This window comes from Cognatiyoonia sp. IB215446 (assembly GCF_033963825.1).
In the GTDB taxonomy this organism is placed as follows: Bacteria; Pseudomonadota; Alphaproteobacteria; order Rhodobacterales; family Rhodobacteraceae; genus Yoonia.
Genome location: NZ_JAXBMD010000002.1, coordinates 792,727 through 818,074, shown reverse-complemented (window position 1 = coordinate 818,074; position 25,348 = coordinate 792,727). Strand labels below are relative to the sequence as shown.

At 55.0% G+C, this 25,348-nt stretch carries 10 protein-coding genes; 5 read left to right on the top strand and 5 right to left on the bottom strand.

What is annotated here, in order from left to right:
- Positions 1–20: 20 nt before the first annotated feature.
- Positions 21–1,772 carry a hypothetical protein gene (locus SLH49_RS11570; RefSeq protein WP_320269300.1) on the bottom strand — a complete coding sequence of 584 codons (1,752 nt, stop codon included), beginning with the start codon at positions 1,770–1,772 and terminating at the stop codon, positions 21–23.
- Positions 1,773–2,694: 922 nt separating this feature from the next.
- On the opposite strand from SLH49_RS11570, the gene SLH49_RS11565 reads away from it, so the two are divergent.
- Both SLH49_RS11565 and SLH49_RS11560 read left to right on the top strand, forming a co-directional pair.
- Positions 2,695–2,997: a hypothetical protein gene (locus tag SLH49_RS11565; protein WP_320269299.1), complete on the top strand. Its 303-nt coding sequence runs from the start codon at positions 2,695–2,697 to the stop codon at positions 2,995–2,997.
- Positions 2,994–3,416, top strand: a complete 423-nt coding sequence (locus SLH49_RS11560; protein ID WP_320269298.1) for a hypothetical protein — start codon at positions 2,994–2,996, stop codon at positions 3,414–3,416. Before SLH49_RS11565 ends, SLH49_RS11560 begins: the two co-directional genes overlap by 4 nt.
- 530 nt (positions 3,417–3,946) lie before the next feature.
- Here the strand turns inward: SLH49_RS11560 and SLH49_RS11555 are convergent.
- On the bottom strand, positions 3,947–4,273 hold the full coding sequence (locus tag SLH49_RS11555; RefSeq protein WP_320269297.1) for a hypothetical protein: 327 nt from the start codon (positions 4,271–4,273) through the stop codon (positions 3,947–3,949).
- A 131-nt stretch (positions 4,274–4,404) separates the two neighbouring features.
- On the opposite strand from SLH49_RS11555, the gene SLH49_RS11550 reads away from it, so the two are divergent.
- The 3 genes from SLH49_RS11550 to SLH49_RS11540 all read left to right on the top strand — a co-directional run bounded on the left by SLH49_RS11550 (position 4,405) and on the right by SLH49_RS11540 (position 7,431).
- A complete protein-coding gene (locus tag SLH49_RS11550) occupies positions 4,405–5,370 on the top strand; it encodes a DUF4239 domain-containing protein (RefSeq protein WP_320269296.1) in 966 nt (321 codons plus the stop codon).
- A gap of 53 nt (positions 5,371–5,423) precedes the next feature.
- On the top strand, positions 5,424–6,989 hold the full coding sequence (locus tag SLH49_RS11545; protein ID WP_320269295.1) for a hypothetical protein: 1,566 nt from the start codon (positions 5,424–5,426) through the stop codon (positions 6,987–6,989).
- A gap of 130 nt (positions 6,990–7,119) precedes the next feature.
- Positions 7,120–7,431: a hypothetical protein gene (locus SLH49_RS11540; protein ID WP_320269294.1), complete on the top strand. Its 312-nt coding sequence runs from the start codon at positions 7,120–7,122 to the stop codon at positions 7,429–7,431.
- A gap of 21 nt (positions 7,432–7,452) precedes the next feature.
- On the opposite strand, the gene SLH49_RS11535 is transcribed toward SLH49_RS11540, so the two are convergent.
- The 3 genes from SLH49_RS11535 to SLH49_RS11525 all read right to left on the bottom strand — a co-directional run bounded on the left by SLH49_RS11535 (position 7,453) and on the right by SLH49_RS11525 (position 25,346).
- Positions 7,453–23,070 (bottom strand): Ig-like domain-containing protein, encoded by a 15,618-nt coding sequence (locus tag SLH49_RS11535; protein ID WP_320269293.1) that lies wholly within the window; start codon positions 23,068–23,070, stop codon positions 7,453–7,455.
- Between the two features lie 15 nt (positions 23,071–23,085).
- Positions 23,086–24,318 carry a hypothetical protein gene (locus SLH49_RS11530; RefSeq protein ID WP_320269292.1) on the bottom strand — a complete coding sequence of 411 codons (1,233 nt, stop codon included), beginning with the start codon at positions 24,316–24,318 and terminating at the stop codon, positions 23,086–23,088.
- A 218-nt stretch (positions 24,319–24,536) separates the two neighbouring features.
- Positions 24,537–25,346 (bottom strand): DUF4261 domain-containing protein, encoded by an 810-nt coding sequence (locus SLH49_RS11525; protein ID WP_320269291.1) that lies wholly within the window; start codon positions 25,344–25,346, stop codon positions 24,537–24,539.
- Between the last annotated feature and the right edge of the window lie 2 nt (positions 25,347–25,348).

The window sequence follows — 25,348 nt, the reverse complement described above, 5'->3', positions numbered from 1 at the left end:
ACTGGTTGTAACTCACGGTCTTAGCGATGTCTCAAGGGGAAGTCGCGCAATACCCGACGCAATCTCAGTCTTGTCTGCTGGGACGTGCCGCCGGTGTGATTGTTGGTCGCGAATAGCGCCTCTTGCATCGAAATAACGTCAGGGTTGCGGAATGCTTTTGCGTATCTTGAGGCGACCCAGCCGGACCCGGTGAAGTCTATGAGTTCCATCAGGTCTTCGTGTTGTGGATGGACCGCGCCACACCCCCCGCGCCATTGTCGCAGAGCGTGCCACGTTCTCAGTGGAAAGCCGCAAGGGCGACCACTGGCCATGTTGCGTCCGTATTTCTCAAGATCGGCGATGTCTTGTGCTTCAGCCCGGTTTAGTCGGCCCACAAGGCGGTTGTAAGAACGATCACCAACGCCGATCCCACGCGTTTCACTCGAAACCTGTGCTGGATTGAAGGCGTACCCAAGCCATTCAAACGGGCCGTTTTCAGTGATAAGTTTGTTTTCCATCGTGAGCGAACCTGCCGGGCAATGATTGGCGAAGTAATCTCTCAGAGTATTGATCATGCTGCTACGCGCTTCCGGTGTGCGGGCCAGCACGATGATATCATCGTGACAAACCAGAAACCGGGCGTCATCTGTTGCGTTCGGAAGCTCTCCTAAAAGCATCGCAAAGATAATCGGCGACGTAGCGCTGCCCTGAGCTAAGCCATAGGGGCAGCGTTCGCTGTTGATGGTCATATCATCTATAGGAACAGTGGGGGAACCAAGAGCAGGATCGGAGGAATGATACGGTCCCTCTGATATGCCCGGAGAATGCGCGTCCGCACCCTCCCGCCCCGTGGGGACGTGGTTGAGCAGTTCTTTGGCAGCGTGGCTGTTTGGATCATGTCTTTGGATACACCGGCTGTGGACACTCTGGTCTCCGGTGTTTCTGTCCGTGCTGGATCGGGTTTGCTCTGCCGGGGGCCACACGAAGCGTGAATGATCCGCATCCGATATCGGATTATCCTCGCTGTTGCTGGTCCCGTCTTGATCCCACAACCCGAGTGTATATTCCGTCCAGATATGTTCTTCGCCGGGATCGTTGATCCCAACATGTTTGTTCTGGATGGATTTCTTCTCGGGTGGAGGAACTTCTTTGAAACGCTGGTTCCGGGTATCTATCGCGCCTCGGATAACTGCGTTTTGCATTGGGAGTTTTGAAGCCGGCGCATAGAGCGCATTCGGGTCAACGCTACCGAAGGCGTTCTTCAAGTCAGCCGTGCCGACATTCACGAAGCCTTGCGCCAATAGATCATTCACGCGATGCGCCGCAGCGTCCCGACCATGGTTGTCGTCTTCAGGATCGGCAGAAGCAGCGCCATAGAGGTTTGTTGGCCGGTTCCATTGTGCGGCCAAAACTTCAGCTATCATTTTGAGGGTCGCTTGATGGGCGATGCTGAACATGCAAACCGGACGCCAGCCGCCGTTCGGCTTGGCATGTCGATACCATTTGATTTCAGGCCAATCCTTGCGAAGCGGATTGACCCGTTCTGCGATCTGGCTTGCGGTTTGAATGTCGAGGTCGGGGCGAACTTTCAGAACGTGGGCAATCCTTGCGTCCCTTGATCCAAAGAAAGTCCGCGTTGCTTGTGCGGTCTTGTGGACGTTCCCCGCGTCAAAGGCGGCTCGAATAGCCCGCTTGAGGCAAGCTGCGTTTTTATAGATGCGTTTACGGTCTTCCCGTACGATCCTTTGCGCCTCTTCCGGCGTGCTCACGCATTCTGATGCTTCGGCATACATCTTCTCACACCACAACATAACCGAACCCGACTGGGCACTACGTTTCGTTTCTAGGAGGGTCACTGCGGTGTCTGCTGGACGCCGCTTGCCCGGTTTCAATTATTAGATATGGCAACCCTATCGGAAGAGAGGGAAATGTCAATAAGTAATTGATATTGCAAAGAATTGTGGGTGCGGTAGCACTTTGAGCGCCTTGCTTTTCCATGACAACGGGCGTATACGGTTCTTGCATCTAAACTCTGGTGGATGTTCTTAGATAAGCGGCCCCTTGTACCGTGCTGGCGAGAGGGGCCGCAGCTCTCCTTAAATGGCGATTTTCGCACAGGAACGCCGTGTGCCCTGCGTGAAGGGCTGTTGAACCGGCGGATGGTCGCCATACTGTCCGATGGCGGATGGCCCAAACTGCAACCCGTTGCACTTTCAGTGCTTCCGTCGGTGCAACGGGTTGCAACTTCCAGTGATGTGGCATCATGGGTAGTCGGCGTGGCGGAAGAGCACGAAGAGCCAAAACTAGTCGAAGTGCCGGACTAAGCAGCGTTCTATGCTGAGCTTAAAGGGAATTAAATGTCCGGTGGAGCGCAGGAACTGGGTCCCAGCCTGCTGCTTTTGCGAATCTAAGAAATTCCATCACGTCCAACCTTCGTTCAAAGCCTTCAACTTTGGCAATGAAGGACTGCGGTTTCCCCAACGCGTCTGCCACCTGTTGCTGCGTCACACCGCCAGCAATTCTGGCTGCTCGGACCGCATCCACGAGCGATCTATAGCTTTCATCGTAGATGGTCTTTGACACCTGAAAATTCCGTTTGACCCATGTGAGCCATATCGGTATGCAAAATTGGGATATATCCCAAATTAGGATGTTTGGCCGTTCGATTAAGCCATCCGTTACCGAGAAGTTTGATAGGCGCGAAAGGTCTATAATATGCTGAAACGATTTATAGTTTACGCCTCTTTGGCAAGTGCAGGTTTGGTGCAAGTTGCGAATGCCCAAACCATCCAAGGTTCTTATGTCGGTTGTGTCAGTGAAGCGGCGTTGGACGAGTTTATTGATGCAGCGGTTGCGAACGACACTAGCCAAATTCAGGTTCTAACTGGGAGTGTGTGCATTTCAATCGAGGGGTTACAGTTTTCGGTGGTGGACCGAGGCTGGAGCAAGAGCCAAGTGCGGGTCTATGGGAACGGCCAATCGGCATTGCTCTGGACTGTTTCCGAGGCCATCCGATGAGATTTTGTCATGCTGGAACCGGCTCAAAAATAGCGCCAAATCGGGTCGTGCTCGCTATAGCAGTGATCCTATCACCTTTCGCGGCAAAGGCAGACGTTAAGTCTGATGCCAGATCGTCGCTTGAGATGTGGTCCCCTTCCGCAGTCGATTTCTCGGACGGCACTCTGACCGTCAGCTTGTCACAAAATCGCGTGACAGAAGATATGTATATCGCAGCGCTCTCTTTCGGAATTTGTGTTGGAACGCTGTCCGGCAAAGACTTCTCGTCGGTCAGAGAATTTGTTTTGCTCAATCAAGGGGGTACGCAAGGCTTCGTGTACGAGCGAGGAGCAACGGACTGTGACGCCATCCTCGATGAGGATCTGCGATCTATCAAAGATCAACGTCTGCACATTCTTGGTGCCACACATTGGCATTAACGTAACCGACCAGAGAACAGTGCCATATGATCGCCGATTTGCGGCAGGTTTCGGGACGCAACCGGGTCCAACATTCAGCGTTGTGGTCGTTAGATGAGGGTTTGTGAGGGTCTGGGGCCATAAAGACACCACCCAATGAGCCGATGTGAGCCACTTTTTCGGTTTTCCGCTCCGTAGTTGCAACTCGTTGCAATGCTCTCGTGGCGAGTTGTGTCGTAGGCAACGATCCAGTTGCGCGCGCCCTCACCCGCGTACGTTCCCCATTCTGGTGCGTCAACGCCATCCAGGCGCACGGGTATCCCAGACACGACGATTGTATCCGCATCGCGGACATGAATCTGCGCGGTGGCCGCCGTTGAGATCAGCGCCAGTATGACGGTGAGTGTTCGGATCAAGGTGCTTCCTTTGCCAGTCTGGTCTTCGCCTCCAACTTCGCAATCAAGCGCCGCTCCACATCGAACCGTTCGGTTCACCTCTCGCGCTCGCAAATCTCAGGCTGGCGGCGATAGACTGGGGGGATTTCCTGCGGTCTAGCAGTCATCTTGAGTTTCTTTCTTGTCGAGCCATTCGGCAATTTCGCGACAGAAAGGGCCAACCATGTACCCACTTACGACAGGTTCGGTTTCGCGGTGCGGAATGAACTCCAGATAATCGTTTTCATCACAGGTGTATCGCCCAACCACTTCCCCATGCTTCGACATCACATTTCCGGCGTCCGCTGGGAAACCCTCAAGTTCGACATGCCAATGATCCATCTTCGCTCCTGTTTCAATACTGTTGAACAGTCGCAGTTGATTGAACTCGTGATAAAGTGTTTTTTTGTTGCGCGGACGAGACGACTGAGCAACACTCGCCACATAGTAGATTAATTCATTAGTACGGTGTGCCTATGCCTTCCAAGCGTAATGCGTTCATTTACTTAATACATTTCGCACTCGTAGTAGCCACTGGGTGGCTGTTAATACAGACCGACCTTTTGAGCATCTGGGTGACTTTTGTCATCGCGTTGCCGCTGGTGCTCGCATTCAGCACATCTTTCGGCAATCTATCCTATACGATCAACGTAAGGATCATCTTTCCGATATCTGTTGGGCTGTTCTTTGTAGTCCTCTATCACTACTTTCCGGCGATGATGGTGGCATCGGATCAGGACCCATCGGCTCGAACAGCAGCACAGTTCGGTATCACAAGCGGTGTTGCAGGCCAGGATGGCATCGATGAAGCTTTCTTTAAGATAAATGATCTCTTCAAGGACGCCGTCACCGTACTATACGCTATCTGTGTCGCATTTCTTCTGCTGAAGGGGCTCAACGATTATGACGATCTAAAAGAGGCGCTCTATTCCGAAGCAAACTTGGTGAGAACCGTCTCAGACTATGCGTCATACTTTGCGGAGTCGGGCGATCCCAAGAAGAACGGACCTGTCGTAAAAGACCTCCGTTGCCTCCTTCACGACTACTTGGACAACATTCTGCAAGACACCAGCATCGTCACCAATCCTGAAAACGAGGCGGTTCTCGAAAAGTGCATAGCGACTGTTGGTCGGTTGTCAGTGGTTGACCAGAATGATGGATACGCGCTGCAGGAAATCATGAAAGGTGTCGGCGATCTTGCAAACTATCGCGCAAAGAGGATGGTTTGCCTTGAAAAGAAGATGTCGCCATTCATTTTGACACTGGTTTTTGTGATGTCACTGACAATCGTCATGTCGTTCTTTGGCGCCGCCAACGGTGACGTAACTATCGACTACGTGTATGTGTTCCTGCTACCCACCTTCTATACCTCAATCTTCATGACGCTACTGGATCTAAGTTCTCCATTTGACGGCTACTGGCAGATCAAGGTCGATGCGGTCTCGAACGTGCGCGACAGGCTGGAGCAGCAGATCAACGCCATGCGTGAAAAGGCGAACGAAACTCGTATTCAGTTCAAAGACCCTGAAGAGCTTCATTAGAGAAGTTGCTACCGCAGAAGCATAATCAGAGCACCAAGAAATGCAGGATGGTCATGGACGAAGACACCGCAGACTTTGAAATCGATCACAACTTCACATTGCCTGAGCCTTTTGATCGTAGCGTGGCCAATGTTCAAATGCGAAACGTGTCAAACAACGTGAGTGAGGGCTTAGACCTGGAAGTCACCGTCACATTTGGCAGCGACGAAGTTGAGATACGGCTTGATGATGAGAGCATCATTGAAGCAAAATTCGATATCTATCGAGCGATGGTTATCGCCACGCCCTACAATTGTCAGTTCTCCGACGTAGGTGAAATTGTGGATCATAGTGGCTACAAAGGAACTCAGACCTACTCGTCTAGCAGTGAGAGCAAGCACAACCGACAAGGGGGGGCGAGCGTAAACGCAGAAGTTGCATTAAGCGAACAGCGATCGAAGATTGGTGTTCAAGGCGGAGCTGAAACGACGACATCATCAGTCCAGTCTAACGATGACATGCTGCATGCAGAGCGCCCTTTCAATCAAGTTGCAATCGGCAACGACGATATCACCATTTACGCCAACCCAAACGGGACGCCGCTGGAAGGTGTTTTTGTTGATCACACCGTTTGCTTTCGCGCACTACCGGAGAACAAATCAAAGCCATTTGGCGTGGCTCTAAGGCTTCAAGCCAAGAAGAACTGGATCAAACTGACAGATATTGGAGACGTGACTTTTTCGAAGCGGCTTAAGAAGTTTTCACACATCATCAAGGGTTCCAACCCTGCTGACGACTTCCATCGCGAGGCATTTCAGCTTCTCTTGAACCACCTAGTTTTTCATGGACTCCAGGATAGCAATGAAGGTCAGACAGCTACACTTGCCGCCCGTGCAGTGAAAGCTCTTCCGATCAGAGAAAACGATGCTGAACTCCGATTTGCGCGACTGTCACTGGACAAGCGTGTCGTACCAGTCAAAGAACTGGAGGCTGTATTGATCCATGATCGGCCAGTGGTCCAGAGAATACTTCGCCAGTACGATTTAGAGCTGGACGATAGCATTGAAGTCGAAGACACTAGCCTTTTTTTCGATCCGAAAAGCAAAGCTCTTGATGCTGATCGCACAGGGCTATCAATTGATATAGCCGTGCGAGTGGCACTTAGAGCCTTTCCAATTGTATCGAAAAAAACCGAACTCCAGACCATAAATGGAATGGACTCCAACTTGCTCTACATATCTCCAGCGATATTGGCTGAAATGCTTCAAATCACTTCGAACAAAACGCCACAGGCTATTGAACCGAAATTCTCTGAGCAGGTTTCGTTCTTGATTCCAGCACGCGGTAAACCAGCTCGTTCAGACTCGGAATGGCTCAATGCGATGAAACAGTTAGTGAAGCACGACAGAGCCAGTATCAATAGCGCGCTTCTCATCAACCGCAATTCAATCATGGTGCAACTAAGGCTGCTTTCGATTGGTGGTTCAGACGAAATGTGTGTGTTCACGCACACGTTCAAAGGGAGCTGGATATCACCTGAAAAGTGTTCAGCAAACCTCTTCTCGTCTTACGATGTTTGGGCGGGAGCGGTCCGACGAGACAAACTCTACAAAAAGTACTTTGCTTCATTTTCAAACTAGGCAGTGTACGCTGCAGTCGCAACCGGCGCCTCGCCGCGCTCTCGATCATCATGCCGCTGCTGTATGCAATGCCACCTAGCGCGACAGACATCATCAGCGTAATGGCGGCGCTTGCATCTACCGTAAAGGCTTGGGTAGTATCAGTATATCTGAAAGCGTCTGGTTTGATCTCATCAAGCGCGAAATGGGTCCATCTGGCTGGCAGTTCCAGAAAGTTAGCTCCGACAAAGACAATGGCATTCTCATTGAGAACAGCCCTTCGACCCTGCGTGCTTTGATCGAACAGAAGAAGGGAAAGGAAGACGTCACCAACCATCTGCGTCAATTGCTTGAAGCCATCCTCAAGGATGTTTGCCATTCTCTAGAAGTGAAGGTCGCTTTCGCGAACGAGCAGTATAGGATCCGTTATGATTGTGGTACACGGCCGCTTTCTGCTCTGTGATTGTGGTAAATCCCATCGTTCTTACACAAAAATGAAGTCGTTTTCTTCCGTGTGGCGTGCATGATCCAGAAAATCAATCAAACGGCCGTTTACCATATCGCTGAACGGTGAGCGGTCTTCTTTTGTATCCAAGACATGATCCGCGAAGTCGAATACCGAAACGCCGCGATCCAGCTGTTGGGCAGCATCCGCAAACGCGTGGGGACCGTTACCAACATCTTCGTGAAACACGAACGCATCCGGGCTGTAGCAATCGATCCTCACTGGATCATCCGCCTCTGGCGCAAGACATATTGTTTTAGCAGGCGCGGGTTCTAAGCTGCTGTCAGCTTCCGAGACGTTGAGCGTCAAAGCATCGATCATGGATGTTGCTCCGACACCAACGCCAGTTTCAGGCGCTGCCTCTTGCATTTGAGCCAAACCAGCTTGAGCGGACGCAGCACTTGGCGCGACAACATCGATGAAGACCGTGCCTGTGGATGTTACGCCACTGAGATCAGACACCGTGTAGACCATCTCGACCACGCCGGTGTAGTTGGCTAAGGCCTCGTATTGGATCTGGCCGTTCACGAATTGCAGACTCTCCGCAATCGTCGGGGCGACGTTTGAGATGTAAATGAAAGAACCGTCAGGATGGCTGTCATTGGCAAGCGCATCAATCAGGATCGTGCCGCCCGAGACAACTGTCACATAGTCATCAACGACGATTGGTGCGCCATCCTGCACGGCGGCCACGTCTAACTGAACTGATGCGGTTGCGGTGCCGCCAGCACCATCTGACACCTCGTATGTGATCGTGTCCGGTCCGCTGAACCCCGGATTTGGGGTATAGCGGATCGCACCGCCTTCGATCACAGCCGTCCCGTTCGCAGAGGGCGTGACCGACGTAATAGTGAGTGTCCCACCGCCAGCGTCATCGTTCGCCAGGACATCAATCAAGACGGACCCGTTCTCGTCGACAGAGGCTGTGTCGTCATTGGCAATCGGCCCGCTGTTCGGCGCAACGATATCGATGAAGACTGACCCCGTCGACGAGGTCCCGCCATAATCAGTGACGGTGTACACCATCTCAACAACGCCCGTGTAACCATCCCATGCTTCGTAAAGGATCTTGCCATCGACGAATTGGATACTCTGAGCAATTGTCGGTGCCACGCTAGAGATGTAAATCCCATCACCATCCGGATCGCTGTCATTCGCGAGCGCATCGATCAGGATTGTGCCGCCGGAGACCACCGTCACGTAGTCATCGACCACGATCGGTGCACCGGCCTGAACGGCGGCAACCTCGACCTGCACCGATGCAGTGGCTGTGCCACCCGCGCCGTCTGACACTTCGTAGGTAATCGTGTCAGGTCCGCTGAACCCGGCATTTGGCGTATAGCGGATCGCGTCACCTTCGATGACGGCGGTCCCATTTGCCGAGGCCATCACTGACGTGATAGTAAGTGTATCGCCGTCAGGGTCGCTGTCGTTGCCCAGCACATCAATCAGGACATTTGCGCCCTGATCAACACTCGCGGTATCATCAATGGCAACCGGGGCGTTATTCGGCGTATCGACCGGATTGACTGTGATTTGCACGCTCGCAGAGGCTGATCCGCCCTGCCCATCACTCACCGTATAGCTAAGGGTCTCTTCACCAACAAAGCCGGCATCGGGAACATATCGCAGCTGATTGTTTTCAATCGTGACAGTGCCATTCACAGCTGGATCGACTGATATGATTGTTAACGGATCACCATCGGCGTCCGTGTCATTGGCGATCACATCCAGTATCAGGACATCATCCGCGGTGACCGATGCAACGTCATCATTTGCAACCGGGCCCGTATTTGGTTGCACCACTGTCACATTCACGGTTCCAGTGGACTGCGCTTGTCCATCGCTGAGCGTGTAGGTGATCACAACATCTGAGGAGAAGTTGTCGACGGCTTCGTATTGCAACTGACCATCGACAAAGCTGACCGTGCCACCACCAGACCAGCTCACATTTGAGATATAAATCTGATCGCCATCGGGGTCGCTATCGTTCACCAGTGGATCAATCAACACTGTCTCACCGCTATCGACGGTCGCGGTATCATTCACAGCGATAGGTGCATCATTGACCGCTGTGACATCAATTTCCACCGAGGATGAGGCTGTCCCACCTTGCCCGTCAGAGATGGTATAGGCAATCGTCACCATGCCGTTGTAATTCTCATCGGGTGTGAAGCGGATTTGCCCTGCTTCGATCACGGCGCTGCCATTTAAGACATCGTCAATGGATAGCAGCTTTAATGTGCCGCCATCCGGATCGCTGTCATTGGCCAGAACGTCAATCAGGATGGTTCCGTCTTCTTCCAAGGTTGCTGTATCAGCAGTGGCCATGGGGGCGTCGTTGACCGAATTCACCGTCACGTTGACCACCCCAGTCACCACGCCGCCACGACCATCGTCTACCGTGTAAGTGATTGTCTCAGATCCGTTGAAATCCGGATCGGGGAAATATCTGATCTGGCCGCTGTCGATGATTGCGACGCCGTTTGCGGGTTTTTCCACATCCGTGATAGTCAGAGTATCGCCGTTTCCGTCGGTATCGTTGGCCAGAACGTCGATCAGGATAGTTTCATCTTCATCGACTTCTGCGGTGTCAGACACTGCGACCGGTGCCTCGTTGACTTCATTCACCGTGACGGTGACGGTCGCGCTGGCGCTGCCACCATTGCCATCATTGACCGTGTAGGACAGTACCTCTGTGCCGAAGAAATCTGCGTCGGGCGTGTAGCGTAGCTGACCGTTCTCGAAGATGGCTGTGCCGTTCACCACACCTGTGACAGAGGCCAAGGTCAACGCATCACCATCAACATCTGCATCATTGGCCAGAACGTCGATGAGCACCGTATCGTTCTCGTTCAAGCTGGCCACATCATCCACCGCAACTGGCAGGTCGTTCTCCGGAGTGACGGTGATGGTCAGCGTTCCGGTCGCAATGCCGCCGAGGCCATCACTGACGGTGTAAGTCAAAACCTCTTCGCCGTTGAAATCTGCATCAGGTGTGAAACGAATTTGCCCGTTCTGTATACTGGCCGCTCCGTTGGTCGCACCACCCACAGTAACAAGCGTCAGCGTGTCGCCGTCGGGGTCAGCGTCATTAGCCAGAACATCGACCAGTGTTGTCGCATCTTCGGCTAGTGTTGCGGCATCCGCTACCGTGACCGGCACAGTGTTGTCGCCAATATCGATGGCGATGCTGACCGTTGCGGAACTGCGCGCGCCAAAGATGTCCTGAACGATGTAAGTGAACTCGGCCGTTCCGACATAGGCATCATTCGGTGTGAAGGTGATGGTCGTCCCATCCATAGAGACATCGCCACCGATAGGTGCTGTGACCGATGTGATTGTCAGCCCATGACCGTCAATATCGGCGTCGTTTGCCAGCAGGTCCGCAACATCCAGCACAAGTGCCGTGCCGAACTCCGTTGTGGCAGTGTCGTCTTGGGCAACCGGTGCCGAATTGCCCGCTGCAGGGTCTGAACGTCTGAGCAGTTCGAGATAATCCCAATAAGTACCGTCCTCGAACACTACTGCGTCGGCCGAAGCCAGGACATCAACCAGCCGATCCTCCAGTGTGATCGTATGACCTGTTGCTGTTATTGTCAGAAGAATGTTGTCACCATCGCGCGTGACCTCAACTTCTTCGGGCAGGATGCCCGGCCCCATCCGGACAAGGTCGATCTCCTGCCAGTCCGTCCCATCGTCCCGGATCGTGTCGTTGCCATCGCCGAGGCGGTACTCGTAAATGTCCTCACCATCCAACCCAAGCAGGGTGTCGTCACCCTCAAGCCCGGCCAGCACATCGTCATTAGCCGAACCGGTGACCAAATCATCCCCGGCTCCAGCATTGTTCAGTCGGGTCATGATGTCGGCATGATCCCAGACCGCACCATTGTCGAAGGCGATTTCAGCGATCTCACCCGATGCGCGGCTCAAATGCCCCTGTACGGTGATTGTGTCGCCGTCCCCATAGGCGATGATCAGATCTTCACCGTCGGCGCTGCGTGCAAGCGTAACATCACCTTCCGCAACGGTCGCATCGAACACGATCCGGTCGGACCCACGATCAGACGCTCTCTCCTCGATAATGTCGGCACCATCGCCGGTCGAGAACCGATACTCATCATCGCCGTCGCGACCGCGCAGACGGTCGTCGCCCTCCTCCCCGATGATGATATCATCGCCCGAGGTGCCCGTAATCGTGTTATTACCGCTGTCGCCGCGGGCCTGGGCCATGTCCGCGATCGTTGCCCGGCCCTCAATTTTGGACCCATCGGCAAAGACGATCTCTTCGATCCCGTATTTGTAGGTTGTCGATGAGAACTGATTGTCGATCATTATCACCTCGCCAGTCGGCAAGATGTCGATGCGCAGGTCGTTACCTACGCGAGAGATTGTGATGTCTTCGCGGTTCAGGTCCAACAGGACGAGTTGGTCATTCTCGTTGAGGGAAACCCGGTCAATGCTGTCCCAGGATCGGTCCTGGTCGTAGATCCAGTCGTTTCCATCCCCCGCGCGATAGAGATAAACATCTTCGGCCTCGCCTCGCTCCCAGCTCCCGCCGGATACGAGGATATCATTCCCTTCTCCGCCAAAGAATGTGTCGCCGTAGTAAGATCCGTCGAGGCGCTCGTCCGCCGATGTGCCAAGCACCCGGGTGGCGGCATCGATCTCGTCACGTCCGAAGTAGCGCCCGTCATCGAAGATGATCTCTTCGAGACCGGCGCGATAGCCGTTGGTTGTACTAGCATCGAAGTGGTCTTTGATCTCAATCACTTCGCCCGTGGGCAGGTAGGTGATCATAAGGTCGTCACCGCGCAGCGTGAGTTGAGCATCTTCAATCGACACGCCTTCGAGAACCAGAACGTCCTTGTCCCGACTGTAGTGACCGCCGCTTGCATCCGTAATGACGTCGTTTCCGTCGCCGGGTCGCCAGATGTAGACGTCGCTGCCACTTGTGGATCCGGTGATAGAGTCAGCGCCCTCACCGCCATCGAAGGTCGTATCGACACCAGCGACACTTGAAAGCGCATCGTCGCCAACTGTCCCGTTAACGATGGTTGCAGACGCACTGGATGGTGTAGCGTTCGCCCTCAGCCAGTCGCCGTCGATGATTGTGCCGTCGCCAAGCACAACTTCCTCGACGCCGACACCAGGAATACCAAGCGCCATGTTGATCAGGACGATCGGCTCCGAATAGCTCGACTGGCGCAGCAGGAGGTCACGACCGTTGTTGTCCGTGGATACATGCACCGGTGAGGTTGCCGAACCAAACGTCAGTTCCAGCCGATCCACATCGCCCGCACCGCCATCGTCCTCCAACCGAAAACCGCCGCTGGTCACGCCAAAGGCGGGCAGATACGTATCGCTACCCTCACCGCCGGACAAGCGATCATTTGACGTGTAATAAAGCGCATCGTTCCCTGCACCTGTCTCCACTATGCTGCCGCTGCTGAACGAGTAGGTCGCAGCGCCGCGATAAACGTCGTCACCATCGGTTTGGACGGTTGCGACGTACGCATCAGCGACGTCTTCGATATCCCAAACGGTTCCCGTCGCTTCGAAATGGAACTCGTACTGGAGCTTCTGCCCGCCATTAAGGTCTCCGGCGATGGTGATATGTTCGCCGGTGTCACGAATGGTGAAGCGGTGAGCGACACCGGATTGATTGTCTTCGTCGGCAAGACGTTCAACCAGAATGTCATCAGGCGTCAGATCACCTGTGAACCTTACGACGTTCAGGTCCTCTTCAAAAATGTTCAACGGGCCGATCTCGTCGACTACATCATTGCCGTATCCGCGGCCAAAGACATAAACATCGTCGCCGCCATATCCGTTGAGTATGTCATCACCGGCCCCGCCATCAAGGATGTCATCCTGGAATTCGTAGCCATGAAGCTCCTGATCGGCGTCGGTTCCAGTCAGGAAATAATCGCGCAAATAGTCGTAATTCCAAGCGGATCCGTCGGAGAAGCGGACCTCGTCGATCACAGGGACGAGTACGAGCCGGTCCTCAGATCCTGGGGCGAATTCCTCGAAACTGACCTGGAATTGCCGGTCGACAAAGATCGTTTCACCCGTCGGGATGATATCAACGTACAAGTCGCTCGACTGATTGCCCTCGCCTCGGCGGAGCGCGATATCTTCGGCGGTGATATCACCGCCGAGTTCCAGAACATCGAATGTCCGGTCGTCACTTTCGTAGATCGTGTCGTTACCATCGCCAGGGGACCACACATAGGTGTCGTCGCCCAGACCGCCCTGCAGGTAGTCATCCCCAAGCCCGCCGATGATGCGTTCACCATAGGTTGTGCCAACCATGGTGTCGTCGCCGTTCGTGCCCAACCTGACACCGTCGCCTGCAACGAGTTCGTCGAGCTGTTCAAAGGTAAGGACAGTGCCGTCCTCGAACTCGAACCGGTCAATGCCGAAGGACCGTCCGATTTGGAAAGTATATTGATGCTTGAGCGTCAGCGTCTCGGGCCGCCCGGCGAGACCAATAATCAGCGTACCACCCGGTTCTCCGCCGTAATTTGTGTAAAGACGCTCGTCAGGAACCGTGAAGGTCAGATCCTCCGCGCGGATACCAGGGCCGAAGCGCAAGGTATCGACCGAAATGATCACGTCGCCGGCCTCGGAGTCCATGTCGGAGATCACATCGCTGCCGGCACCGTAACCCCAGACATAGAGGTCGTCACCCTCGCCACCCAGCAGGGTGTCATCCCCCTCGCCGCCATCAAGAAAATCGTCGCCCCACCAGCCGACCAGCACATCGTCGGTGTCCGCGCCGATCAGCGTATCATCCAAGCCGCTGCCCAGAACTTCCTCGCTGGATTCAAGGTACGGTGCGAGAAGATCGTCTTGTGTCCATACCGTGCCGTCGTGGAATTCGATACGGCTTAGTGTGGCCTGACCGTCGTCAACTTCGCCGAACTGGCCCTGAACAATGATCTGATCATCGGGGGTGCCCGCAAAGGTGATGTACAGGTCCTCCCAGTAGTAGTCCTCCCATCGGGCATGCTCTGGGGGTTCGTCAACATAGCCTTCTCTGTTCAGGATCACGTCTTCGGGGCGGATCCCCTCACCGAACCGCAATACTCCCCCGAAGGAATCCGGGGTGCCAGTGCCAGACACGGCGTTATCAATGATATCGCGCCCATCTCCCGCGTTATAAACAAAGATATCATTGCCACCACCGCCGGTGATGCGGTCGTCGCCTGTTCCGGCAATAAAGACCTCGCTACTGCTTGAGCCTGTAAGCGTGTCATTGCCATCGGTTCCCTCAACGAAGATCGTTGGGTCCTTGCGCTGAACGGTCACCGTGAATTCGTGACTGGCGGACAGACCTGCATCATCCTCCGCGACGAGACGAAGATGGAAATCCTTGACCGGTTCGGATGCGCTCACCTCATAGCTTGGTGGTCGCCCTGTGATCGTCATTGTCTCCAAGTCAAAGGTCAGCCAGCTTGGCAGTTCGGATCCGTCGACCATCTCGAGGGTCGTATACAGAACGCTGTCGTCCTCGTCCGTGAAGCCACCCGTGGACAGGTCAAGTACTATATCCTCAGTCGTCAGAACCTCTACATCGGCAATCGAGCCCTCGGCGACCGGCGCATCATTGACCTCAATCGCGCCAATGTGCAGCGTTTGGGTCAGTGGGTTTCCATCTGTTCCAATGCCAGACAGCGTGATGTCAAGCAGGGTCGCGTCCTGCGCTGACGGCGTCCCCGAAAAACTGCCTTCAGAAAAACTGAGCCAATCCGGCAGGGGGTCGCCATTAACCAGTGTCGCCGTGACGGCTGCCGGATCCTGGAACAGATCAGCCGGTATATCGAAAGCGAAAGCTTCATCCTCGACCGCCATTTGTGGCTCCAGTGGGCCGGTGGATGGCAGGAGCAGCATCAAAGGTTCAGCGCCAGGCAGCATCTCTCCGGTTTCGGCGAGATGGCCGATCATTTCGGCAGTCCAGAGCGCACCATCGGAGAACAGGATGCCGGTCAGCGCATGACCGTTGAAGTGATCCGTCACGGTAACCTGGTCGCTGGGCGCATTAGGGAATGTAATGACAAGATCATCCCCGGACCGTGCAAAGCTGACATCCTCGGCCAGGATGTTGCCGCCGAACCGTATACCGTCTTGGCCGTCTGCACCGCTGTCCGCAATAACGTCCGCGCCATCACCTGAGTTGAAGACATAGATATCGGCACCTTCACCGCCATCAATCCAATCAGCGCCCGCGCCAGATTCAACCACATCACCCGCAGAAGTCCCGACAATAACGTCATCGCCATCAGATTGCGAACCCTCAAGCGCGCGAGCATCAATTGCATCACGGCCCAAAATTGTCCCATCGGCAAAACGGACTTGTTCGATGCCACCATCCGCAAATTGGTTCTGCACACGGATAACAGCGCCATCGTCGGTTTCGATCAGAAGATCTGTCGGCGCGTCGGGATCGCGCCGCATGATGGTGGTTTCGCTGTCAATGGAGCTGTCGAAGACAAGACGGTCGTTACCGCCCTCACTCCCTTCGACGATCACGTCATTCCCATCGCCAGCAGCATAGGTGTAAGTATCGCCCCCAGCGCCACCTGTCAGTGTGTCATCACCTTCACCGCCGTCGAGTGTTTCGGCCCCTTCGCCACCGCTAAGGGCGTCATCGCCATCACTCGCCTGTCCTGCCACGAGTTGAGATATCAGGGTCGCGCGCGTCCACACATCTCCATTTTGGAACGTAACTTGCTCAATGCCCCTGCCGTCGCCAGCAAGCTGATCCCGCAGAGTGATCACGTCCTCGCCAATAGCCAAAAGGATGTCGTCGTCGCTGCGGCTCACCGCCACATCCTGAGGCGCGATGCCCGCGTTGAGAACAAGTGTGTCGGTCTGGTCAGTCGCCGCACCGCTATCGCTTATGGTATCCCAGCCGCCTCCGGCCGCGTAAACGTAGGTGTCCGAACCGCCTGCACCGTCAAATGTTTCGTTTGCGGCAGTGCCCTCGAAAAGATCATCTGAATCCGAACCCTCCCCGGACGCATCGCCAGCAAGCTGCGCTAAATCTGCCGCGTTCCAAACCGTTCCATCGGCGAACCGCACGGAGTCGATCCCGTCTTCCTGGTATAGCCCAGCCCAGCCGAAATGGTTGATGTCGGTCAACGTGTCATCACCAGTGGTGAACGAAATGATCAAGTCATCGTTTTCCGGCCCGCCGCGGCTGATCACCGTTTCTTCGGGAGCGTAATCCTGGATTATGACTTCGACGTTCTGCGCCGGTCCAAAGAACCAGCTATCACGAACGAACATGCGATCGTTGCCATCGCCGCGGCCAAAGATAACGGTCGTGTTTGCGTCCAGATCCGGCAGGAAATCGTCGCCCTCTCCGCCATACTGTATCTGGCGATACCCGCCTTCGGTCGCCACCGAAGCAGCGACAGGGTCATCAGCACTGGTGGCGCCGGTCGCCCAGGCCGTCAGTTCGCGCCCTGTCATCGTCATGCCGTCATCGAAACGGATTTCCAGCGAAGACAGCCCCAAAAGAGCATTCTCGATGAAAAGCTCGTCTGCAGTGCCGTTGGCAAAGGTGATTTTCAGCCCGCCAGCTGCAAAGGGTGTCGCATTCACGAAGACTGCGCGCATGTCTTCGAGCCTTATCCCAGGCCCGAATTCCATTACATCAAGATCGCCCGCGCTGCGTCCGGTCCAGATGTCGATCCTGTCTTGCCCATCGCCGAAGTTGAACCGGTAGATATCGCTGCCCGCACCGCCAGTTATCCGGTCATCGCCGCTCCCGCCTGTCAGGATATCGTCGCCCGTATTGCCTTCTATCTCATCATCGCCGGTGCCGCCGTGGATGACATCGTTGTCACCGCCACCACTGAGGAAATCGTCGCCTGCGCCACCGCCGATCTCGTCATTACCTCTACCGCCAAAGATCAGATCATCGCCAGCATCGCCTGTGGCGTTATCGATACCGTCGCCGGCCGAGATCGTATCATCACCCGTACCACCCTCGATCTGGTCGTTGCCATCACCGCCGATCAGATAGTCACCGCCATCGCCACCCAGCAGAGTATCATCGCCTGCCTCACCAACCAGGCGATCACGCGCATCCGTCCCTTCAAGAAGATCTGTGCCGTCAGTCCCTGTGAGTCCCGACGGGATCTCGCCTGAGATGTTGGCGATAGATGCGATCTGGTCCGCCGATATGATTTGGCCGTCGGAAAACTCAAATTCACCCAGACTTTGCCACCGGATTTCAGCCCAGCCGCTGTCAGTGGTAACCCATTTTCTCAGGGTCCAATTGTTGACGTAGATACTGTTCTCACCATCAGCGGTCGTCATTAGCAGATCGAGACCCTGATCGCCTGTCGCCTGAAATGTGAACTCATCGAACGTGTGGTCTGTGAAGATAAACCGGTTCTCATCGTTAGGGGACAGCTCGAAACGACTATCGGTCACCGTGTCATGGCCAAAGTCCGCACCGAAGATATAGGTGTCGTTGCCTGAGCCGCCTTCGATACGGTCGTTGCCTGCCCCCCCGATAAAGGTATCATCGCCATCGCTGTTGAAGCGATAACCAAGGTGGTCATCGCCTGTACCGCCAATGACCAGGTCGTCGCCTTCCCGATCCTCGATCCTGTCGTTGCCTGCCCCACCGTCTATGACGTCTGAGAGCGGCGTACCGTATGCCCTATCGTCACCATCGGTGATCTGCTCCTCAAATGAACGTTCATAAATGTAGTCTCGGGTCCACACCGTGCCGTCATCAAAGACAACAAGATTAGCGCCCTCACCATCGTAGAAGGTATTGATCTCAATAACACCGCCATCCGGGCCGTTGACGATCAGGAGCAGATCATTGGGGTTACTAGACCCTTCAACCCAGTCTCCGTTCTGATCGCGGTAGCCAAAGTCGGTTTCACCGCCACCGCGGCCGATGGTGATATCATCCGGGGCAATTCCCTCGCCCAGAAACAACCGGTTCGACGCAGCCGGGTCAGCGGAGGTTGGCCCGTCGGTAATCGCGTCGTTGCCGTCGCCACGGTTCCAGAAATAGTCATCGGCACCGCCAGCACCGCGTAAGTCATCATTCCCCGCGCCGCCACGGATTTCGTCGCGACCGTCAAAGCCGATGAGCAAGTCGTCGCTATCGGTCGGGCTCTGCGCAATGTAGAATGCTTCAATATCGGCCCGTGTCCAAACGGTACCGTCATCGAACGCGATCCGCTCGATACCATCGCCTGCGCGGCCGTCTTCATTGTACTGGTTGGTAACGCGAATTCGTTCACCCGTCGTGGTGAGCGTAAAGCTCATGGATGATACCGATTCCCTGGTGATCGCGATATCAGCAGGCGAGATGCCCACACCAAATACAATCGTGTCGGTGCCAGTGCTATCGCTGATCGTGTCAAACCCGTCGCCGATATTGAACACGTATCTGTCGTCGCCGGACCCGCCCCGTAGCGTGTCCCGGCCAATGCCGCCTTCAAGCACGTCATCACCGGCATCGCCATCCAGACGGTCGCGCCCGGCACCGCCCATGATGAGATCGGCTCCGTTACCGCCCGTCATGGTGTCAGCACCGCCATCACCGAACATCGTGTCATCACCATCGAAGCCTTGCAGGATTTCCTCTCGTTCAGACCCGGTCAGGACATCGTCATCGGCAGTGCCGTCGAGGAACGGGGTCGGGTCACTTCGGTTAGGCACCTCGGTATGGTCTTGCGGGACCTCCACAGTGGGGCCCAGCTCCTGGATTTCCCAAAGCGCCTGTGTCTCTGGCGTGAGCGTGGACCAGTTCTTGATCAGGATCGTATCGCCTGGACCGTAGGTAATCAGATAGTCTGTCTCGCCATTGTCACCGGGCACCTCTTCATAGGTGATCGACGCAACATCGACGCCATCGCGGAACCGGATAAAACCGCCTTCTGGGCCTGCATCGATGATTGTATCGGCCCCATCGCCAAGCCCGAATACATAAGTATCGCGTCCACCGCCGCCGCGCAGCGTATCGTCTCCAGCATACCCGATCAGCGTGTCGTCCCCGGATCGACCACCAAGCGTATCGGCACCGTCTGTCCCTTGCCGCAGATAACCCGTCAAGCCTGACGCCGACGCAGCGGTACTGGTGGTGGAGAGCGTGGCTAAAGTCGCCTCTGCGGACGCTTCTGAACCCAAGCTTGCAAAACCGATTCCGGCGGACATTGGCGCCGCAGAAATCATCGCTGGCGGCTCAGGCTGCTCGGGCAGATCGTCATCACGAACAAGGCCAAGCGGCTCCAGAAGACCACGTATATAGTCGTCCGAGAAGTTGGCCTCGCTCAGATCCTCCTGAGTTACGCGGCGCGCATCCTTCGCAGTTCCTTCGCCGCCGACATCAAAGCCCTCGCCCCACTCAGCAATATCCAGGCGAATGCCGTAGTCGCCTTGCTCCCAGTTGTTTATCACGATTTCCTGCCGGGACAGTGTGTCATCGGGGTCCGCGATGATGGTGAGGGTGCGCGTGCCGTCCTCGTTGTAAGGCCCAAGGACGTATTCCTCACCATGAATACCGAAGTACTTGCGCGACATCAGCTCTTGGTACGAGTTGAGAAATCTCTGATACTCGAAAACTCCGATCCCAAGGAAGGTGAGACTGAAAGAGAAGTCCCAAGAGGCACCCGCAAATGGACTGAGTGTAGCGGCACCGACACCAGCGCCAGCATCAGCCACCTTATTTCCGAAGTCAGAGATTGATTGGAATGTTTTGAACGCCGCCTTATACAGGTCTTCTTCGGTCAGGATCCCGTCAAAGCCGATCGAATTGAAGGCAGGCATGTAGCGCTCGGCGCCGAGGTTGTAGGCGAAGTCGAACTTATCGAAATCAAAGCTCGCACCGCCAAAAAGCTGCTTATCGCCGTCGATGGTGATCGCAGTGTCAGTAAGCGCCGAGGTTGGCAGGGTCGGATCGGAATTGATGACCCGCGTTGTTGCCTCCTCGACCTCGGCAACATCGAAATTGTGGACGAGGAACCCCCCGTCTGATGGGTCATTCGCTGTCTCAGCGTCACTTTGGGACAACGTCAGCGTTACCGCCGCATCCCCATAATCAACGCCGAGACTTGATGGCTGGCTCTCGTCTGTGAATTCGTCACCGAAGAGCGCAATGCTATCCAAGCCCGTGATATCGTAACTGCCTACCCGGCCTGCATCGAGCGTGGCTTCGCTCTTGTCGTCGCCAAATGTGAGTTCCGCATCGAAGTGGTGCTCGGCATAGTCAAAGATTTCGAAATTTAGCGCCTCATCAACCACATCGCCATTGTCATAGGTGGCCGTGAGCACCTCATCGACCTCTTCGATGACCATGTTCAGCGCGTCGGTTTTATGATCGAGGTTCAGCGTATCCTCACCTTCGGACCCGTCGATCCGGATCCCGGCCTGTGTATTCGCAGATACGCCGCTCAGGTAGACGGTGTCGTCGCCCGCTTCGATTGTGAATTGCTCAACCCCAGTGCCGTCGTGCGCAAACAGATAGTTTGTGAAATGCGGCGTAAGATTGGAATTTGAGGTGGTGTAAACCTCGTTCCATAGGTCTACATCAAGGTTGTTGAGGATCAGCGGCTCTGCGTCCTCTTCAGCCGTCCAAAGCATAAATTCTTCCGGTGTCGGTGTGTTCGACGGCGTAGTCGCGCCAAAAATAAATGCTGTCTGAAGTCCGGTGCCTGCGCCAGTCGGACCGCTGAGGAAATAATCATCGGCATGTTCGTCACCGTCGAGCAGCAAGAGATTGGCATTGCGATTGGCACCGCCCTTCAAATGCACCTCATCCAATCCCTCGCCGGGCGAGATACCGTTGATCCCGGATCCACCGTGAATGATATCGTCACCACGATCTGTACGGATCCAGTCGTCGCTCTCAACTTCACCGTCAGGGTCGGTTGTACCGACATAATAGTTGATGTCACCCGTCAGTATAACCCGATCGTTACCCTTGCCAGGCTCAACGATCAGCTCTTCCTGAACGCCTTCTTCAAAATGGGCCGAAATGAAATCATCACCATCATATGAGTTGATTTCTGTGATGTTTTGGGTGTCATCCGGACCTCCGTCGGGTTTCTCGATGTCTTTGTCATCAGTTATTTGAATGACATCGGCCCCAAATGTGCCCTGCACGTTTGGATCTAGACTATCATCGGAGGCAAACAACGTGTGGATCCGAATATCTGGTAACAGCTCGATCACCTCAGCGACCTGTTCGAATCCGTCCTTCGCCGTCGTGATCCAGCGTTGTTCTGGGAAAGCGAGTTCGAGAAGACCAAAAGCAGCCTGGATCAGGTCTACGCTGTCCAACAGATCGTAGACAATGCGAACAACAAATCCAGCACCGCCTGTCAGCACTGACAAAAGCGCGGTTTCAAGCCCCAGGATCAAGGCCTCTTCGCCAATCGACTTCAGCGTGTCGGCCGACAGTAGGGTGTCAAGGTCGAGGTCTGCCAGCAGTTCCTCAACACTCTTGTCAGTATCCGATGCCATCTTGACAAGCGCAACGCCCATTGCGCCGACGGCGAAAAGCTGGACTGTACCTAAGTTGTCAACGACAATCTTACCGTTTGCATCCTTTGGCAGATTCGCCGCAATTGCCTCGATGCGATCGTTCGTGCTTTGCGAACCGAACGACTGGCTGCCCTGCGACGCCAAGCGCGGGTCAAAACCAAAGTTGCTGACCAGACGTTCGGCAAAATTCTGCATGCCGCGCGCCACCGTGATTTCGGGCGCATGCGTGTCGAAGATATCCAGCAGTTCCAGCGGGTTTTCCCGCGCACGATCAATCACACCTTGGCGTAGCGACGTCTCGCTTCCAAACGCACTGCTACTATAGTCGTTGATGGTTATGTTCGCGTTCGCCGTGGCCGGGCTCTGACCATCTGGAATCCTTGGATCATTGCTATTGAGGAACGCTGCAGGAGGACTGTCCCCCCAGGCGGTAAGGTCATTCGACCGCCCTTCGAGAAATACATCATTGTCGTTAAGTCTCATAACGGCATCGCCGCCGGGCATCAGCTTGGTCCGCAGATATGACGTGATCGCAGCCAGTTCGTCGAAATAGGGGCTGAGTTCCGGGCTGTCGCGCAGATAAGCGCCAACATCCGCTTTCGTTCTAGCCGACCCGTCCGCGTTTTGCCCAATAGGATTACCGTCGTTGTCGATAATGCCGTCATCGATCGCATCCTGCATGGCTTCGCGCGCCGCTGCCTTGAAGGCAGAGGTATTGGTGTTGGAAAGCAATTTCCCATTCGCATCATCAACAACCCTTTCTACACCGTCGTCCCAGGTTGGGTGTTGTCCACGATGCAAGGACCCAACCGCTTTGTCTTGCGCAATAGGCGTGCCCGGTCCATTTACCGACGTAAGTGGTGTCGTGTTTTCGGCGCCGTTCATATCAAAGACTTCAAACTGCGTCATAAAGCGCAATGCAAAGTTTTCGTTGATCACATTCTTTGGGATCAGGTGGTGAACTTGGGTGTTCGCCGGGCGCCCAATCTCATAGGTGTTGTTTGATGGTCGATCGAATTCGGCGAGATCATCAATTTCCGCAGTTTCGTCAAGAAGATCAAAAACGCTCATGAGAAGTCCCTCAATCTAGGGTAAAGGTTTAATGCTTGGGCGATGGTAAAGCGGGAAGTCGGTCGTCAGACCGAAAGGCACATTTAGCAAGCCGAGTCGTGCCCGAAGTGCTTCTGAAAAATACAAATATTTATCGGTACCAGCGTTGTATGGACGGCACCACAGGTGTCGGTTGCCGCATAGGTCCGCATCAAAGACAACAGCATGATCGAGCGGACTGACAGATTCCCAATACCTGGGTGCGAACCCATAATTCATCGTGGTCCTTGCACCCACTGACATTTCCGCAATGATTGGGTCATGCATCGGGGCCCCAAGATGCACGGCAAAATGCGTTAAGCCGCCTTCTACTGGCACGTATGGATCGAACGATTTGAAGAACTCGATCGGCTCAAAACGGTGCAGCCCAGGCTCCAATGCCTCAATCTCGGCCTTTGCAGCCACAGAGGCAACCAATAGCCCATTGTGAAAGTAAAGGTCAGGCGCACGCTGCCCAGGAACGCCGAGGCGCACGTTGCCGCCCGCCCACGGTTCGCCCCGCCTGAGATGTTTCCTAAAGGGTCGATAGTCGCCCTCGGCCTCGGGTCGGTCTAAGGTTTCAAGGCGTGTGCGATGTACCACCCCAACTGGTTCGCCAGTCAGACCCGGGGTCAGCGGCAGCGTTTCGGGATCATCCACCTCTTCAATTTTTGTGATCCAGTCGAAATCCATCACGCCGGCCGCGATCAAGGCATCGTGGACCGCATCAGAGCAATAGGTGAATGTCGGTCGCGCCGCCGCAAAAGGTGTCTGGTCGCCGCCAGTCGGCCAGGGGTCTTTCATTGCCTTGCCTGTCCAAAAGCTGCGCCCAGCGACGTCAGCGCGCCGACACACAAGCCGCGCATCGCGCGCAGTTTCAGGTATCTCTTTCATATCCCCACTGGCAAACAGCTTCAGCAGGGTTGAACGTTCTTCGATCACCGGGTTGAAAGGGTCTTCGAAGACCACAAAAAACCACTCACCCGGCAGCTGAGCGCCACCACCCGCTTTGTCGACCACGTTGATCGGGTAGAACGTAACGCGGTCCTCTCCAGCCCCCTCAATCACCTCGCGCACGCGCTGGCTGACGATAAGGTTGAAACCAGGCCCCGAAAAGATATTGCAATCGGTCGGCTGAAGATCCGCATCATCAGGCGTATCGATGGCCACGTGATCCGGCAGTATCGCCGGATCAAAGGTCTCACCCGTCCGCGCCAGAGGCAGGCCCATGGGTTGCATGCCCACAAGACGTGCATACGCGTACCTGTCTAGCTCTCTGAACTGTCTACCGCGAAACGCAATTGTAGGCCGACGTTTTGCCGGGTCGAAAAGAAGCAAAAATGCCATAAATAGAAGCCCAACCCAAAAAGTCACGAATCCGTGAATTAATTTTGAGTTAACAACTTGACGAGTTTCGTCTCAACCCCAAATTGTGGCGGTTGTATAGTCTAATCACTCACTGTGATTTCGTTTTGCCGATAGGTCAACGAAATCACGGGGATGCCAGGTCGCAAACCTTCATCCAGCAGATCCACCTTAACCGCGCGCCGCTCGTCAAAGCCAAGCGTGTGGCCACTCGCCAGTACTGGTCCGGAGCGGATTAAGTACCGGCTCACAAAGATAACGAGTTCAGCGATCTGGGCTGCTGGCAAGTCTGTTGGCAGAAGCTCAATCTCACGACCGACAAAGCGCGCTAATCCGGTCGTGCTCACGGCCAAGGGTGGGCGCTCTGCCGTGCTACCTGGGAGAGGATCGCCGCGGAACCACGACATATGCACCCACGTACTTACAAGGCTCGGTGACAAGTTCGGGTCATCTAGATTGCTAACGAACTCTTTGGGGTCCACAAGAGCACCCGACGGTTTCCAAAACAACGCCTTTCCATTGTAAGAGCTTGCTACAGCAGCCGCCATGCGGGATACGGCCATCGAAGTGGACTCGGTTTGTTCATGACCTTCCGGCGATAGATCACTGCCGATCACAAAGTAACCCGTCGCACCTTCCACCGCCTCAGCCGCGCCCGGCCAAGTCCGCGCAGCTGCAACGAAGGTACTAAGCTGCTTTGGGTCGAATGGTTCAGGACGGTAGGCCACGGAAACCTTCTGCCCGTCGATCTGATAAGTCGCCATCGGTACTTTGGGCATGTGTGTCAGCAGGACTGCCCCCTTAGGCAGAGACACTTTCGGTAGGCAAACCGGATCGGCGTCAATGCCGGAGCTGTCTACCAAAACGACCGTGTCGATTGGAAACCCATTCATAC

What these genes read in the sequence shown, in the direction of transcription:
- SLH49_RS11570 (WP_320269300.1), bottom strand. Translation starts at nt 1,772, where the DNA reads ATGTATGCCGAAGCATCAGAATGCGTGAGCACGCCGGAAGAGGCGCAA.
- SLH49_RS11565 (WP_320269299.1), top strand. Translation starts at nt 2,695, where the DNA reads ATGCTGAAACGATTTATAGTTTACGCCTCTTTGGCAAGTGCAGGTTTG.
- SLH49_RS11560 (WP_320269298.1), top strand. Translation starts at nt 2,994, where the DNA reads ATGAGATTTTGTCATGCTGGAACCGGCTCAAAAATAGCGCCAAATCGG.
- SLH49_RS11545 (WP_320269295.1), top strand. Translation starts at nt 5,424, where the DNA reads ATGGACGAAGACACCGCAGACTTTGAAATCGATCACAACTTCACATTG.
- SLH49_RS11535 (WP_320269293.1), bottom strand. Translation starts at nt 23,070, where the DNA reads ATGAGCGTTTTTGATCTTCTTGACGAAACTGCGGAAATTGATGATCTC.
- SLH49_RS11530 (WP_320269292.1), bottom strand. Translation starts at nt 24,318, where the DNA reads ATGGGCCTGCCTCTGGCGCGGACGGGTGAGACCTTTGATCCGGCGATA.
- SLH49_RS11525 (WP_320269291.1), bottom strand. Translation starts at nt 25,346, where the DNA reads ATGAATGGGTTTCCAATCGACACGGTCGTTTTGGTAGACAGCTCCGGC.